Origin of the sequence: Streptomyces sp. AM8-1-1 (genome assembly GCF_032229325.1) — a bacterium.
Taxonomy (GTDB): domain Bacteria; phylum Actinomycetota; class Actinomycetes; order Streptomycetales; family Streptomycetaceae; genus Streptomyces; species Streptomyces achmelvichensis.
The window spans coordinates 3,576,873-3,592,233 of sequence record NZ_CP135086.1; the positions used below are offsets into that span (position 1 = coordinate 3,576,873).

Annotated in this window: 14 protein-coding genes and 2 pseudogenes; 7 read left to right on the plus strand and 9 right to left on the minus strand. The window is 65.8% G+C overall.

Features of this window, described 5'->3' with window-relative positions; translation table 11 throughout:
- Positions 1-10 precede the first annotated feature (10 nt).
- Positions 11-817, minus strand: coding sequence for a molybdate ABC transporter substrate-binding protein (gene modA / locus RPQ07_RS16095; RefSeq protein WP_313944835.1), 807 nt, complete (start codon positions 815-817; stop codon positions 11-13).
- Between the two features lie 100 nt (positions 818-917).
- Positions 918-1,313, minus strand: coding sequence for a helix-turn-helix transcriptional regulator (locus RPQ07_RS16100; RefSeq protein WP_313944836.1), 396 nt, complete (start codon positions 1,311-1,313; stop codon positions 918-920).
- A 274-nt stretch (positions 1,314-1,587) separates the two neighbouring features.
- Here RPQ07_RS16100 and RPQ07_RS16105 point away from each other — a divergent pair, with 274 nt between their 5' ends.
- Complete coding sequence (locus tag RPQ07_RS16105) at positions 1,588-2,007, plus strand: TOBE domain-containing protein (protein WP_313944837.1); 420 nt, start codon at positions 1,588-1,590, stop codon at positions 2,005-2,007.
- 235 nt (positions 2,008-2,242) lie between these two features.
- Here the strand turns inward: RPQ07_RS16105 and RPQ07_RS16110 are convergent, their stop codons facing one another.
- Positions 2,243-2,398: a DUF6131 family protein gene (locus RPQ07_RS16110; protein ID WP_313948914.1), complete on the minus strand. Its 156-nt coding sequence runs from the start codon at positions 2,396-2,398 to the stop codon at positions 2,243-2,245.
- 491 nt (positions 2,399-2,889) lie between these two features.
- Complete coding sequence (locus RPQ07_RS16115; RefSeq protein WP_313944838.1) at positions 2,890-3,123, minus strand: hypothetical protein; 234 nt, start codon at positions 3,121-3,123, stop codon at positions 2,890-2,892.
- Positions 3,124-3,643: 520 nt separating this feature from the next.
- Here RPQ07_RS16115 and RPQ07_RS16120 point away from each other — a divergent pair.
- From RPQ07_RS16120 to RPQ07_RS16130, 3 genes are all read left to right on the plus strand, one after another.
- Positions 3,644-4,873 carry an ice-binding family protein gene (locus tag RPQ07_RS16120; RefSeq protein WP_413777745.1) on the plus strand — a complete coding sequence of 410 codons (1,230 nt, stop codon included), beginning with the start codon at positions 3,644-3,646 and terminating at the stop codon, positions 4,871-4,873.
- A 281-nt stretch (positions 4,874-5,154) separates the two neighbouring features.
- Complete coding sequence (locus RPQ07_RS16125) at positions 5,155-5,736, plus strand: DUF5819 family protein (RefSeq protein WP_313944840.1); 582 nt, start codon at positions 5,155-5,157, stop codon at positions 5,734-5,736.
- Positions 5,737-5,833: 97 nt separating this feature from the next.
- Positions 5,834-6,913, plus strand: a complete 1,080-nt coding sequence (locus RPQ07_RS16130) for an HTTM domain-containing protein (protein WP_313948915.1) — start codon at positions 5,834-5,836, stop codon at positions 6,911-6,913.
- A 157-nt stretch (positions 6,914-7,070) separates the two neighbouring features.
- Here RPQ07_RS16130 and RPQ07_RS16135 read toward each other — a convergent pair whose 3' ends face one another.
- The 3 genes from RPQ07_RS16135 to RPQ07_RS16145 form a co-directional block, all read right to left on the minus strand.
- Complete coding sequence (locus RPQ07_RS16135; protein WP_313944841.1) at positions 7,071-7,946, minus strand: VCBS repeat-containing protein; 876 nt, start codon at positions 7,944-7,946, stop codon at positions 7,071-7,073.
- Positions 7,947-8,106: 160 nt separating this feature from the next.
- A complete protein-coding gene (locus tag RPQ07_RS16140) occupies positions 8,107-8,706 on the minus strand; it encodes a low temperature requirement protein A (RefSeq protein WP_313944842.1) in 600 nt (199 codons plus the stop codon).
- A complete protein-coding gene (locus RPQ07_RS16145) occupies positions 8,703-9,356 on the minus strand; it encodes a low temperature requirement protein A (protein ID WP_313944843.1) in 654 nt (217 codons plus the stop codon). The genes RPQ07_RS16140 and RPQ07_RS16145 overlap by 4 nt, the downstream gene beginning before the upstream one ends.
- A gap of 391 nt (positions 9,357-9,747) precedes the next feature.
- On the opposite strand from RPQ07_RS16145, the gene RPQ07_RS16150 reads away from it, so the two are divergent.
- Together RPQ07_RS16150 and RPQ07_RS16155 are read left to right on the plus strand one after the other, a co-directional pair.
- Entirely contained in the window at positions 9,748-11,451 is a 1,704-nt protein-coding gene (locus tag RPQ07_RS16150) for an FAD-dependent oxidoreductase (protein ID WP_313944844.1), read from the plus strand.
- A gap of 5 nt (positions 11,452-11,456) precedes the next feature.
- A pseudogene (locus RPQ07_RS16155) lies at positions 11,457-11,951 on the plus strand (aldehyde dehydrogenase family protein); the annotation flags it as partial.
- A gap of 274 nt (positions 11,952-12,225) precedes the next feature.
- Here the strand turns inward: RPQ07_RS16155 and RPQ07_RS16160 are convergent.
- Entirely contained in the window at positions 12,226-13,053 is an 828-nt protein-coding gene (locus tag RPQ07_RS16160) for an NAD(P)H-binding protein (RefSeq protein WP_313944845.1), read from the minus strand.
- A 246-nt stretch (positions 13,054-13,299) separates the two neighbouring features.
- Positions 13,300-13,689: pseudogene (locus RPQ07_RS16165) on the minus strand (RtcB family protein); the annotation flags it as partial.
- 68 nt (positions 13,690-13,757) lie between these two features.
- Between RPQ07_RS16165 and RPQ07_RS16170 the strand changes: the two are divergent.
- Positions 13,758-15,356, plus strand: coding sequence for a recombinase family protein (locus RPQ07_RS16170; RefSeq protein WP_313944846.1), 1,599 nt, complete (start codon positions 13,758-13,760; stop codon positions 15,354-15,356).
- Positions 15,357-15,361: the final 5 nt, after the last annotated feature.

Here is a 15,361-nt window from a genome sequence, read left to right on the forward strand (position 1 = left end):
GACACACTTGCTACGGCTGCTGGAAACCGGCGTCCTGGAAGATCTTCTGGGCCTCCGGCGAGGAGAGCCACTTCACGAACGCCTCGGCGGCCGCCGAATTCTTCGACGTCTTGAGCGTGGCCGCCGGGTAGGAGGCGATGGCGTTCTGGGCGTCAGGGATCTCGACCGCGTCGACCTTGTCCGGGGCCGTGGCGGCATCGGTCTTGTAGACCAGGCCGGCATCGGCCTCGCCGAGTTCGACCTTGCTGAGCACCGCGCGCACATTGGGCTCCTGGGAGACCGGCTTCACGGTGATCTTCTGGGCGTCGAGGATCTTCTTGCTGTAGCGGCCGACCGGCACTTCGGGCGCCGCCAGCACGACCTTGAGTTTCGTGTCCGCGAGGTCCTTCAGCTCGTCGATCTTCTCCGGGTTGCCCTCGCCGGTGGCGATGACGAGCCGGTTCTTGGCGATGATCGAGGGAGTGCCGGTGTCGGACCCCAGTCCGTCCATCGTCCTGGTGTCGGCGGTGACCAGGGCATCCGCGGGGGCGCCCTGCTTGACCTGGGCCGCGAGTTCCTGGGAACCGGCGAACGAGAAGGTGATCTTCGTACCCGGGTGTGCCTTCTCGTACGCGGCGCCGGCCTGCTTGAAGACGTCGGTGAGAGAGGAGGCGGCCAGCACGGTGAGGTTCGCCTTGGGCGTTCCCGTGCCGGACTCGGTGGCCTGGGCCCCGGACGCGTCCTTGGAGTCGTCGCTGCCGCACGCCGCGAGCGGCACGAGCAGGGCCACGGTCGCGAGGGCAGCGGTGACGTGACGTCTGGTGAAAGTGAAGGACATGAGGGTGGGAGCTCCTTGGGACGCGGTCGGCGTATGCCGCCTGGCGGATGATGATCAGCCGCGCCGGGGACGGGCGACGCCGCTTCGCTGGAGAGCCGGGTCAGGTGCGGTCGATGTGCACGCTGGTCGACTTGACGCGGGCGGTGGCCTGCATGCCGACCTCCAGTCCCAGTTCCTCGACGGCCTCCCTGGTCAGCAGGGACACCAGCCGGTGCGGGCCTGCCTGGATCTCGACCTGCGCGGCGACGTCGCCGAGCTTCACGGCGGTGACGATGCCGGGGAAGGCGTTGCGGGCCGAGGTGTAGGAGGCGTCCTCCTCGCCGGTGCCGCTCTGGGCGACCTCGACGGAGAACGCGGCCAGGTCCCGGCCGTCGATGAGGCGTCGCCCGCCGTCGTCGCGATGGGTCGCGACCCGGCCGGCGTCCGCCCAGCGGCGTGCGGTGTCGGGGCTGACGCCCAGAAGCCGAGCCGCCTGTCCGATGGTGTAGGACTGCATGTGCGCCACGGTAGGCCGCTCTGCCTGTCAGATGCAATTCATTCGTGCATTCAGCACAGCAAATGCCAGACGCACTGTGGGAAAGGCCAAGCCCCGTCGGGGGCGGCGGCCCGAGTCGGGGCGGCACGAGAGACGTTGACTCGGGTCTGCGAGGCGGGGGCAGCTACCACCCTGGTGCCTGCGATGCGTGCCCGGAAGGGAGCTCCGAGTGTGGCTAGGGTGCCGAACAAGGCGCGCACACACCGGCTTTCCACCGCAATCGAGGCGTTTTCCCATGAGCCTGAGCATCCGTAACCAGCTTCCCGGCACCGTCGCATCGGTCACCTTCGGCGAGGCGATGGCGACCGTCAAGGTCCGCCTCGACGGCGGCCAGAACGTCACCGCCGCCATCACGACCGAAGCCGTCAAGGACCTCGGGCTCGCCGAGGGCTCGGCCGTGCGGGCGTTGGTAAAAGCGACCGAGGTCGCCCTCGCCACGGGCACGATCGACGGGCTGAGCATCCGCAACCAGATCCCCGGCACGGTCAGCGACGTCTCCGCCGGCGGCGCCATGGCGAGCGTCAAGGTCGACATCGAGGGCGGTGGCCTCACGGCCGTCATCACGAACGACGCGGTCACCGATCTCGGCCTGACGGCCGGCTCCACGGTCGTCGCCCTCATCAAGTCCACCGAGATCTCACTCGCGAGTGCCTGAGCACCGCCCCGTCACACCCCGACCCGGCACACCCCGCTCCGGCAACGCGCTCCGACGACGCGTTTTCGGGCCCAGGCATGCCGACGGGGCCCGGCGAAGTGCTACTCCGCAGGGCCCCTGGTCGCGCAAGGTGATGTTGTCGGCAGGCCGGTCTTCGAATCGGCCTGCGAGCCCCTGGCCGGGCTCTCCTCAGGGGTGCTCTCGCATCACTGAGGGCCCGCGCAGGGCGGGACTGTCAGAAGAAGTGTTTCCGTCCGCCGACCTTGCGCCCGCTCGCGCCGAGGACCCACAGGACCGCGCCGACCACGAGAAGGATCCCGCCGATCGTCGTCAGCAGTGAGACACCGGCCAGCAGGCCGATGATGAGCAGAATGACACCCAGGACAATCATTTCGGTTCCGATCTTCCCGTCTCTTCGATGCATGCGGGCCTTCGCCTCCTCAGGCCGACCCGCAGCACCCTCTCCCCGCCCCGCCACCTAGCCCGGGCCAGTCGAGATCCGGCCGACCGCACCATCGGCGGCCACCGGATCTCTGTCATGCACGCTCCGTGTGCCCCGCTCTCCACCACTCATGCCGCGTAAGCCGAGGCGGCTGCGGAGACGGCATTCCCTTGCCGGGAGTGGGTGCGGGACAGCTTCCTGACACGAGGCACCAACACCGAGGGCCCCAGGCTGCCTTCAGCCCGGGGCCCATCGACGGGGCGGTGTGCTGCCCCTCTCACTCTTCACGCAGATGATCTGCCTCAGCTGTGCCGCGCGACCTCCGCCAGATTCCTCTGCTGGTACGAAGGCCGCTTGCCGGAACCGGCGGGCGCACATCGCTGCCTGACGCACCTGCCGGCGGTGACCGCCCAAAGCTGTCCCGCACTACGCGACAGCCCTCAGCCGACGATCGTCGGGTCCAGAGGCAGGCCGGGCACATCAACGAGTGAATCGGTCGCGTTGACCAGCTCGATGGGGTTCATGAGCTGCTGGAGCCCACCGGAGGGCGGGAACTGTCCGACGATCGGCAGGTTGATACCGGGGGACGGCGCCACGGGTGCGGCCTGGGCGGTGGCGGGAACCATCAGTGCGGCTCCGGCAAGGGCGGAAACGAGAACGAGTTGCTTGATCACGAGGCACTTAACGAGCAGTCCGGCGCCGTGGACACGCGGCGTGCACGGCGGTCGTAGCAGTGGTCGCGTACGGGCAGGCGCACGAGCTCCGCTCAGGTCGGCACCTCCCTGCGCGAATGCCGCTGCCGCTGCCGCCGCTCAGAGTTGGGCCCGGTGCAGGTCGACAGAGCCAATGCCAGTGCTGCGATGTGTTGATCGCCACGCCCACCCGGCGGCGAGTTCTGAATTCTCCTGGCCGGACGTCATTTTGTATGTGCGGCCGGGAGGGCAGGCGGGTGAAGGTCCCTCATCCGTGTTGCGGACGCCGCGCATTCGGCGGGTATGTCGGATGATCGCCGATATGCATTAACGAATATGCATGGCCCATCGCGCCGTCGACCGTTTACCAATTACCCCATTTTCGATTTTTCATCGTTGCCTCGGGGAATCTCCTGCGTAATATTCATCGGCATCAGCAAGGCTTCCGGGCTGTCGGTTAGGGCCCGGTGCGCCACGGCCCCCCACAGAAATTGGCCCTTAGATGAAGCTGAAGATCCGTCAAGCGGCAAACCGCCGTACTTTGTCAGGCATTCTGGCCTCGGCCCTTGCCACGACGGTTGCCGCAGCGATGGTCGTCATGACGTCTACGCAGGCGATGGCCATCGCGATCCCCGTACCTCTGGGCACTGCCGCGAGTTACTCGGTTCTGGCAGGCCAGGGAGTCACCAACACCGGCCCCACAGTGCTCAGCAACGACCTCGGGACGCACCCGAACCCGGCCATCACGGGCTTCCCGCCCGGGCAGGTGCTCGGTGCTGTGCACCCGGCGGACGCGCAGGCCGCACAGGCCAAGAGCGATCTGGTCGTGGCGTACAACCAGGCGGCCGGCCAGGCCCAGGACTTCGCGCTTCCCGCGGGAATCGGCGGAGGCCAGGAGCTGCTTCCGGGTGTCCACCGGGCCACCTCGGGTGTCGGACTCACCGGTGATCTGGTCCTGAACGCCGGGGGAAACCCCAATGCGGTCTGGGTGTTCCAGATCCCTGAAGCCCTGACGACGGCAACGAACAGCCGGATCCTCCTCACGAACGGCGCTTCGCCGTGCAACGTGTACTGGCAGATCGGCAGTTCGGCGACCATCGGCACCACCACCACCTTCGTGGGCACGATCATGGCTCTCACCTCGATCTTCGTGAACGCAGGGGCGAACATCCAGGGCCGGGCCCTTGCCCGTAACGGCGAGGTGACGCTCAACAACAACAGGATCTTCCTCGGCGGGTGCTCGACCGGTACCACCACGACCGGCACCACGACGGGCACGACGACCGGTACGACCACCAGTGGCGGTCTGCTCAGTGGCGGTCTGGTCAGCGGAGGCCTGCTGGGCGGACCCGTCGTCGGCGTCGTCAGCGGCGGCACCTCGGGCAACATCGCGGGCAACACCTCCGGGAACACCGCGGGCAACTCGTCCGGGAACACGTCCGGCAACACCGCGGGCAACACCACCTCCGGAAACACGCAGGGCAACACCTCCGGCAACACCGCGGGCGGCAACGGCGGCCCCGTGGGCGGCCACGACGGCAACAACAAGCCGGGTCACGACAACAAGCCCGGCCACGGCCAGGACCACGGCGACAAGCCGGGCCACGACAACAAGCCCGGCCACGGGCAGCACCACGGCGACAAGCCCGGTCACGACGGCAAGCCCGGCGAGCACTACGGCTACGGCGACAAGCCGAACGGCCACGACGGTCCCAAGGGACACGAGGGCTAGTCGGAACACTGCAGTGAACCCTCACAAGGGATGACGGCGCACGGCGGAATCCTCAGCGAATCCGCCGTGCGCCGTCCGTGACATCCGCAGAAACGCAGGCTGTGCAGCCAGGCGTGAGCAGAAATACGAGAAAGACAGGGTGGGCGGTGTCGAGCGGAATGAGATCAGCGGACGTGCGGGAAATCCAGCACGCCGATTCCGGTCCGGCCGGGCAGGAATGTCCCCAGGACGAGGCCGCACCGGTCGAGCGACCGAGACGTTCCCGTGCTCTGGAGGCGGGGGTGTTCACCGCTGTCGTCCTGTGTCTGGCAACGACTCTCGTCCACGTCGTCATGGTGTTCCTGCATGTGGCGCCCCCCAATACCGTGTCGAAGCGGTACAGCCAGCAGATCAATGCCTGGGTGTATCCCCTCTTCGAACAGAACTGGCGTCTGTTCGCCCCTGACCCCGACTCCGTCAACCGTCAGGTCCTGGCGAGAACAGCCCATACCCGCCCCGACGGATCGACCCGGGTGAGTGGATGGTTCGACCTCTCCGCCGCCGACACAGCAGCGGTCGAGCACAACCCCTTCCCGAGCCACACGTCCCAGAACCTGCTGCGCCGCGCGTGGACCTCCTACACCGATTCGCACGGGGGAGACGACGCGTCGCGCACGGAACGCGCCGTGATGATGCGGAAGTACCTGAGCAATATCGCCGCCGACCGCGTCGCCGCCCGCACCGACGGCACCTTCGATTTCATCCAGCTCCGCGTCGTCACCCTGCCCGTCGCCGCGCCCGGCACCGCAGCCGGCCAACGCCCGCCGGCGCCCGTCGAGAACCGGCTTCTGCCGTGGTGGAAGGTGCCCGTCCATGGGAAATGAACAGATGCCTGAAACCTCTTCCACGGCCCCGGCGCCCGGTCGGCCGACGGACCGCGGGACGGAGAGCCTCGGCGTGCTCGCGTGGTTCGCCGGCCGGATGGGTGCGCTGTGGGGGCTCCTGACCGAGCGGCCGGTGTCCCTGTACGCCGTGGCGGTGCTGCGCATCGGGTACGGACTGCTCTATCTGGGCTTTCTGCTGCGTGAGTTCCCGCACCGCGACGAGATCTGGGGCCCCGGCTCGCCGTGGACGCCCGCGCTGACGCAGCAGCTCTTCGACCAGACAGGCTGGAACAGTGTCCTGACCCTGTCCGACAGCCGTGTCTACTTCGAGCTCTGCTACGGGGCTGCCCTCGTCGTGTCGGCCCTGTTCATGCTGGGCTGGCGGACCCGATTCATGTCCGTCCTCTTCGCCATCGTGGTGACGTCGTTCCACGCCCGGTCGATCTTCATGACGGACGGGGGCGACAACCTGATCCTGCTGATGGCCATCTACCTCGTCCTCACCGCATGCGGTCGGCGCTGGTCCCTGGACGCACGCAGAGACCGCCTCAGGGCGGCTCGTACGAGTGGCGCTCCGACACCGGCGAGGAGCCCCTTCGCACAGGAACTGCGCGACGCCCGCACCACGTTGACCACGGTGGTGCACAACTGCGGCCTCTTCGTCATCGGGGCGCAGGTCTGCTTCCTGTACGGATCGGCCGGCCTGTACAAGGTCCAGGGCGGCACCTGGGGCGGTGGCACCGCTCTCCACTTCGTACTGAACCTCGAACTCTTCAGGCCCTGGCCGGAGCTGTCCCGCATCGCGGACGAGTACACGGTCCTCATTGCGATCGTCGGCTACATGACGGTGCTCTTGCAGGTCGCCTTTCCGTTCGTGCTCTTCGGCAGACTCAAGTACCCCGTTCTGGCCATGCTGCTGGGGATGCACATCGGTATCGGCGTGCTCATGGGACTGCCGCTCTTCTCCGGCGCGATGATCATCGCGGACGCCGCGTTTCTCCCCGACCGCTTCTACACCGCCCTGCCTCGCCTCTGCCGACGCGCCGCACAGCGGACAGGCCTGTGGCGGCCGGCACCTGGACGACCGGGTGGATCGGGAACCGTGCCTTCGCAAGGCAGGCCCGGTGTGCCCAGCCAGAAGCAGCAAGTCGTACCGGCGGGGAAGGGGAACGAGTAGCCGGCCGATCCATCCCGCCGTACGGCTTTGCGCCGGCAGGGTCGTGGTGGCGGTGATCACCCGGGGGCGGTACTCGAGCCCTCATCCGACCTTCGGCATCCTCCTACCGGCTGCAACTGAACTGCGGGGCAGCGTTCGCCCCGCAGTTCAGCCTTTGTCAGAAGAGTCCCTTGAAGCGGCCCCAGCCCGCGGTGGCGATCTTCGCGGTGGAGCGGAACGTACCGGTGCCGGTGCCGTTGTTGCGCAGCAACTGCCCCTGCGCGTTTCGGGAAATCAGATCAGCGTGCCCGTCACCACTGATGTCACCAACGCCCACGAACGCGTTCCGGCCGGTGGCCCATTTGCCGCCGAACACCAGCGCGCGAGGCTTGAGTGTTCCGGCGGCTGTTCCGTCGTAGCGCCACAGTGAGTTGTCCCGGTCGACCGCGAGGACATCACCGATGCCGTCCCCGTTGATGTCACCGGCGCCCAGAACGGCCCGGTAGATCTTCCAGTTGGTGCCGATGCGGCCCTTCGCCGCGAGCCCACCCACGCCGTCGTTGGCATACAGGTACATGTCACCGGTGGTGGCCTGGCGGGTGACCAGATCGGCGCGGCCGTCACCCGTCAGATCCCCAGGTGAGATCAGGACGTTGAACTGGTTCCAGCCGGTACCCAGGCGTCGGCTCACATCGAACTGGCCGCCCCTGCCGGGATCGCAGTGAATCTCCTCCCGATACAGCTCGCCGTTCGTCCGGCGGCTGAGGAGATCGTTGCAGCCGTCCCCGGTGAGGTCGCTGAAGGGAACGAAGTGATTGAATCCGGTTCCTTCGCCGCCCCAGAAGACGGGATGAGTACGCAGACTCCCGGTGCCCGATCCCCAGAAGAAGGAAGCGCTGCTGTCGGGGTTGATGACGACAAGGTCACCGTAACCGTCCGACGGCCCGGAGAAGTCTCGCCAGCCCGGAGACGGTGCCGCTGCCGCCGGCCCCACCAGCAGCGATACGGCAACGGTGACAGCAGCACCCACCGTCACGGCCGTCTTTGCTCTCATGTCAGTCCTCCCCAGAATGCAAGATCCGGAGCAAGAACCCGCAGCAAGCCCACCACGCCGGATGAGCCGGCCGCCCTCCCAGGCCCTCCTCCGGCTGGCCGCAGCCTACAGATGCACCGCGCGGAGTGATCACGGCAGTAACGGGCCGGGGCCCTCGGTTTCAGGCGGCTGATCGTTCGTTGATCAGGGAGCCTTGGCTCAGCCATCGGGCGAATGCGAAAACCCAGGTCGCGAGGAGAAGGAGGAGCAGGATGAGGGCCAAGAGCCATGGTGCGGGGCGGGACCAGCCGACGAGCAGTGCGACGACAGCTGCCGTGACGAGCGCGACCTGCACCGACTTGTACGCAGCGGGGTAACGGTCGTAGTCCGCCAGGGCGGGGAGCAGCACCACGGTCGTGATCAGCATCATGGCTACGGACCCGCCCATCAGCCAGCTCACGGCGACCGGTGTGCGGTGATCGGTGGCATGCTCGACGAGTCCGACCATTCCCGCACCTGCTGAGGCCACAGCCATGGCCATGGGCAGGTGAATGAAGATCCAGGTCGCCAGGGAGTGCCCTCTCTCTCGTGGCAGCCGGCGGGACACCAAATCGGCGTAGTTCCACCAGAAGCCGAATCCGATGGCGAGCCCGAGCAGTCCTGTAGTCGTGACAAGTGTGCTGCGTTCGGTCTCCGTCAGCCCGTTCACCACACCGAAGACGACTTCGCCGAGGACGATGATGATGAACAATCCGAAACGCTCGACCATGGAGTCGCTCACGACGTGTAACTCGGCTCTCTGCGCCAGGCGATGAGAATGACGCACTCCGCGCTGCACCACGCGGCGACGAACACCGCCCAGACCACTAGCCGAACGTCGGTCGACAGAGGCACCGAGGCCGCCATCAGGATGGTGCCCGCAACCATGACGATCAGATACCGCCGAGGTGTTCTGCGCAGCTCCGGCAGGTCCCGCCGGTACACGGAGAACCACTGGTAGCTCAGCAGGGCCAACAGCAGTGCGTAGAGCGCCGCCAGGGTGCGGCCGTCGCTGCTGTCGGCATGGCCGACGTATACCGCCATGAGAACCAGCAGCAGCATCTGCACGAAGATCAGCATCCGGGTGTGACCGTCTTCGCGGCCGTGCAACTCGTAGAAGAGTGTGCCGTTCAGCCAGGCGATCCAGATCAATCCGAAAACCACTGCGAATGTCGCCGTTCCCCGCCAGGAGAAGTCCTCTGCGAGGGTGTGCGCCGCCTGGCCGACCAGGACGACGTACACGAGGTCATAGAAGAGCTCGAGGAAGCTGACGCTGCGATCGGGCCTGACGTCCCCGTGGCGTCGCGGGGGGAGAAAGAGCCATAGACGAGCACCGGTTCGGAGGGAGAGCGCCTCTGCTCCGGGGCGGGGCTCGGGGGCATTGTCGGACATGAGGAGCTCCAGGATGACGCGGCCGAAATGCGGCGAGGTGTCGTGGCGGCTGCCCTGTCGGCCGTAGCCGCCTCCACGCCGCAGTATGTCGGAGAGTGCGCGTGCCGGCCTGTATCGAAAAGCTCATGTTGGTGGAGCCTCCTGACGCTGAGGATGCGCACCGGGGGGAGGCACGGGAAAATAGATGTAGCCGGAAAGCAGAAATGGGCGATGCCCGGGGCTGGATGCGGTCAGCGCTGCTGGATCGACGGCATGGCCGCAACTGAACCTGTGGATCGACGAACGTGCTCTTCCGGAGCGGGCAAGATCATGCTATTGGTCGCGCGCCTCGCGACAATTGGAGGCCCTTCAGGCCGACTTGCCTGAACAGGAGCGATTGCAAGGGGCGACCATGACGTATGCGGTTGATGACGACGGATTTGCACACGCCGACACGAGAGACATCTTTCCCGAACTGTCGGACGAACACGTGAAGTGCTTGCAGCGGTACGGCAGGCAGGACCACCTGACCATGGGACAGGTTCTGTATTCACGCGGATGCGACGACTTCGATTTCTATTTCATTCGAGATGGAGTTGTGAACGTCTACCATCAAGGCAACCCTGGCGATTCGGACGAGGAACGCATCGTCACAGCCTATGGTCGCGGCCAGTTCACTGGAGAGCTTTCGCTTCTGAACCGTCAGAAATCCTTGGTGGAAGCCGTTGCTCAGACTTCATGCTCGGTTATCAGGCTTACCCAGCCGCAGCTCCGGAGGATGATAGCCAACGAACCGAATGTGGCGCGCATCATACTCAAAGCATTCATTCTGCGCCGCTTGCGATATATTCGGCTGGGGCTCGGGACTGTGCTCATCGCCGGCCCCTCGACCGGCAGCGATGTCGTACGAATGCTCAGCTTCTTGGAGCGAAATGACTACCCAGTTCGTTACCTTGATACGAACAAAAAGGGCGACCTCGGCACTCTGAGTAGCTACACTGTTGGACCGTCCGTTCGCTGGCCGGTCGTTGTTTGCCGACCCGGCCATTATATGGAAAACCCAACCCTTGAAGAGGTGGCCGGCTGTCTCGGACTCATAGAGACGATCGACCATGATGAAGTTTTTGACGTCGCGGTGATTGGTGCCGGCCCGGCAGGTCTTGCTGCGGCCGTGTACGCAGCGTCGGAGGGGCTGGCCACCGTCGTAGTAGAAGCTTTGGCTCCCGGCGGACAGGCGGGGACGTCGTCCATGATCGAAAACTACCTGGGATTCCCTTTGGGGATCAGTGGGCATGACCTGGCTTCACGCGCCCAAGCCCAGGCGAGGAAGTTCGGAGCCCGAATGGTGCTGCCTCGGGTCGTGGACAGCGTGGATTGCCGTCGGATCCCCTTCACGCTCCAGCTCCACGATGGCGAGAAGCTCAGGGCCCGTTCAGTGGTCGTTGCCACGGGTGCCCACTACCGTCGGCTGGATCTGCCGGAGCTGGCTCGGTACGAAGGGAATGGCATCCACTATGCCGCCACTGCCCTAGAAGGATCCCTGTGCGGAAACGATGAAATCTGCGTTGTAGGTGGTGCCAACTCTGCGGGCCAAGCCGCCGTGTTCCTCTCACAATTCGCGGATCACGTTCACATGCTGGTTCGGGCCGACAGCCTTTCCGGCTCCATGTCGCAGTATCTTCTCACACGCATCGAAGCGTCATCTGGAATCACCGTCCACCCGCGAACCGAGATACACGAGCTGCGGGGGAAGAGCCACCTCGAGGCCGTGGGGTGGCTGAACACCGAGACAGGCGATTCGCATCTACATCCCACATCCAATGTGTTCCTGATGCTCGGCGCTGTGCCCAACACTGCATGGCTTGGAGGGTGCCTCGAGACAGACTCGAACGGGTTTGTGCTGGTGGGCAACGACGTCAGTAACGTCTCGGCATTTTCAGATGGCCGCCGGCCGGCAGGAATGGAATCGAGCATCCCCGGAATATTTGCGGTCGGTGATGTTCGATCGGGGTCGGTCAAACGTGTCGCTTCCGCCGTTGGCTCCGGCTCCATAGTGGTCTCGCAAATTCATTCAGTGCTCGCTGCCAGGCAGCCGAGTGTCGGCCGTGGAATCTGACACCGAAAGACCGACGTACCGCGGGTCGTCGCTCACTGGCGAACGAGCGTGACGGTCCGGCAGCTGCCTCTCCGGTTCGGGATCTCGACGTCGGCCAGGTCATGCCTTCTGCGGACCTGAACAGTGCTGTGGCGACTGCCGTGACGGCTCGCACACAGAACGACGGGCAGTCCTGCATCGCCGCCAAGCGATTCATCGTTCACGCAGACGTCTACGACACGTTCACGGCGCAATGCGTCAACAGGATGGGATCCCTCGCGGTCGGAGACCCTCCGACGCCGAGACCGATGTCGGCCCTCTCGCTTCGGAGCAGAGACGCGCTGGGTATCGCCAACGCAACCCCCTTCGGGCTCGGTTCCAGCGCGTGAACCAACGACAGGGCCGAACAGGACCGGTTCGCAACGGACTTGGAGGCCGGTCAAGTCTTCATCAACGGCATGACCGTCTCCCTGCCGGAACTCCCATTCGGAGGCACCAAGCGGTCTGGCTACGGCCGGTAACTGTCTGCCCACGGCATCCGCGAGTTCTGCAATCTCACGACTGTATGGGGGGGCTGACTCCGATACCCCAAGGCGCGTTCGAGGACGGCGGCCCGAGACCGGCTCTCCCGCTGGGCGACGGGCGTGCCGCGATCCTGGCCGACCAGTGACCAGGGCCGCGGGGAGCAGACCGGGGGCGCCGGCAGGGTCGGTACCCCAAGCGGGCACGCCGCCAACGCACCGCGACGGATTGCCGGACTCCCTCGGGGCGTGGCATCAGGGGCGCAGAACTCGCCTACAGGGAGCTGAAGTCGGTTCGGTTGACGTAATCGGAAAAGTCTCGGGGTGCCCGGCCCAAGGCCTCACGGACCCCGTCAACAGGCTCGGCACCGGTTCCTTCGCAGATGTGCCGACACAACGCGAGGATGCCATCGTCCGCCCTCCCGGCGGCGGCAAGTTCGGCACGAAATTCATCCTCGGTGACGGGGATGTAGTGCAACGGCCGGCCCGACGCTTCGGCGATCTGCCCGACTGCCTCGCCAAAGGTCAAGGAACGCGGCCCCGATAGTACGTACGTGCGGCCCGCATGGCCGTCCTGCGTCAACGCTGCCGCGGCCACATCCGCTAGATCCTCCAGATCGACGAAAGCCTCCCGGCCTCCACCCGTGGGCAGCCGCAGCTCGCCGGAGCCGTCCCAGAGGGTTCCAAAGTATGTGCGCTCCTCGGTGAAGTTCTGCGCGAACCACGTCGGACGCAGGATCGTCCACTCGAGACCTGACGCTTTCACAGCGTCCTCCGTGCCAAGCAGCCCTTCACCGGCCATCTCACCGAACACTCGGGCCGACAGCAGGACGAGTCGGCGCACCCCGGCGCCTGCGGCGACCGCGGCGAAAGCTTCGACTTCGGCGGACGCTTCCGGGCCCGACGAGTCGACGACGTACACCGCCTCGATCCCGGAAACCGCAGGCTCCCACGTCTGACGATCAGCCCAATCGAACCGGACCGGACCCCGACGCGAAGCCACCACCGGAGCCAGACCACCCCGGCGGAGCGCGTCGGCTACACGTCTACCCGTCTTACCAGTGCCCCCGAGAACAAGAACCTGGGAGATGCGATCTGTCATGACCGTCAGTACACAACCTGTGACCCAGGCCTCCGCAGGCGACACGCCTGGTCACACCGACCGGCCGCGGCCGGTGTCGCGCCCACTCCCCGCCAGGCGCGCTGCCCGCCGCTCGCCGCGGCGTCGTCCGGAGCACGTGAAGACCTCTGCCCGGTCGGACTCACCCGGCGCGTTGCTGGGCTGTCGTCGCAGAGCCCCGGACCGCAATCAGTCCGGGGCTCTGTCGTTCCCCTGGAATGCCGAGGTTCAGCCCTTCACACAGATGACCTGCTTCAGCTTCGCCACGACCTCCACCAGATCCCTCTGCTGGTCGATCACCTTCTCGATCGGCTTGTACGCCCCCGGGATCTCGTCCACCACACCCGAGTCCTTACGGCACTCCACACCCCGCGTCTGCTCCTCCAGGTCCTTCGTCGAGAAGCGCTTCTTCGCCGCGTTCCGGCTCATCCGCCGACCCGCCCCGTGCGACGCCGAGTTGAACGACTTCTCGTTGCCCAGACCCTTCACGATGTACGAGCCCGTGCCCATCGAACCCGGGATGATGCCGAAGTCCCCGCTGCCCGCCCGGATCGCTCCCTTACGGGTCACCAGCAGGTCCATGCCCTCGTACCGCTCCTCCGCCACGTAGTTGTGGTGTCAGGAAAGCTGCTAACTTCATATGAGATGCCCGCAGTTGAGGCCGCGGGCCGGGAGGGGAACAGCCCTTGACGTTGGCAGAGGAACCGAAGAAGAAGCTGACCGCCGCCGAGGTGGAGCGCATGGTGGACCGCCTGCGCGGGGTACCCGCGGGTGCTCCCAGCCTCGAAGAGGCGAAGGCCCTGCAGGCCGCCGGCTGGGCGCTCGTAGTGGCCTACTGCCGGATCTCCGACGATGCGCACAAGCGTGACGGCCATGGGGTCGAAGACCAGACGCGACACTGCGGACGCATCGCGGAGCGAGGCCGCATGGTCGTCGTTCACCACTACATCGACAACGACAAGTCGGCCTCGAAGGCGGACGTTGTCCGTGCCGACTTCGACAACATGATCTCCGCACTTGAGCGAGGCAGCACCGACCACGGCTATCCGGTGGATGGAGTGGTCTGCGTTGCCGACGACCGGCTCTACAGGGGTGCGCACGCCTATGAACGCTTCGTCGACTCATTCACCGGGCGTCCCGACCGGGTCTATGCCGACGAGACCGGCCGCCATGATCTGTACGGCGACGGTGCGGAGTATCGCGGGTTGCTCGGCGTCGCGGCATCCCGTTCGGAGACGAAGAAGAAGAAGCGTCGCGCGCGGCTGAACCATCTTGCTCGCGCGGAGCGGGGAGAGCCGGTCTCCGGACGTCGTCCCTTCGGCTGGAACGAGGACAAGCTGACGCTGCATCCGGGCGAGTCTGCGGTGGTTCGCCAAGGTGTCCTGGACTTGCTCGCCGGCAAGAGCATCACGACGGTGACGTGGAACTTCATCGAGTCCGGCTTCTCGACCACCCTGGGCAACAGTTGGCAGCTCCAGACGGTGAAGCAGATTCTGCGCAATCCCCGGATCTGCGGCTATCGGAAGCTCAAGGGCGAGTTGGTGAGCGACGCCCAGGGCCAGCCCGTGGTCGGCAAGTGGGAGGCCATCGTCACTCCCAAGGAGTGGTACGCCGTCACGGCACTGCTGGAGAAACAGCGCAGTGCCGCCGGATGGAACGGCTCGGGTGACAGTCCGCGTACTCCGCGCAAGTACCTGCTCACAGGGCTACTGCGGTGCGGCAAGAAGTTGGAGGACGGCCGCACCTGCAACACCAAAATGCACGGCGCGCCGGCCCGCGAGACGCACAAGTACCGCTGTCGCTCGGTGCTGGATGGAGGCTGCGACAAGCTGAGTCGCCAGGGCCCCGCGATCGACAAGCTGATCACGCAACTCGTTCTCGCCAAGTTGGAGATGCGTAATGCAGAGCGGAAGCCGGTCGAGGACTCCTGGGACGGTGAGCCGACTTTGGAGGCCGCGCAGCGTCGTAAGTCAGCGCTGGAGGATCGGTGGCATGCGGAGGAGATCAGTGACTCGTCGTTCTTCTCTCTGCTGAAGAAGGAGGAGGCGGAGATCAAACGTCTTTCGATCGAGCGAAAAGCGTGGGACGCGAGGCAGGAGACGCGCAGGCACGGGATCAAGGACGTGCGCGCTCAGTGGGAGAACGGCGAGATGGACTTGCAGCAGAAGCGTGCGGTCATCTTCGACGCGCTTGAGGCTGTGATCGTTTTGCCAGGCGTGAAAGGCTCACACAAGTTCGACCCGAACACCATCATCCCGGTATGGAAGGAAGAGGAGGCACTTTAGCTCCT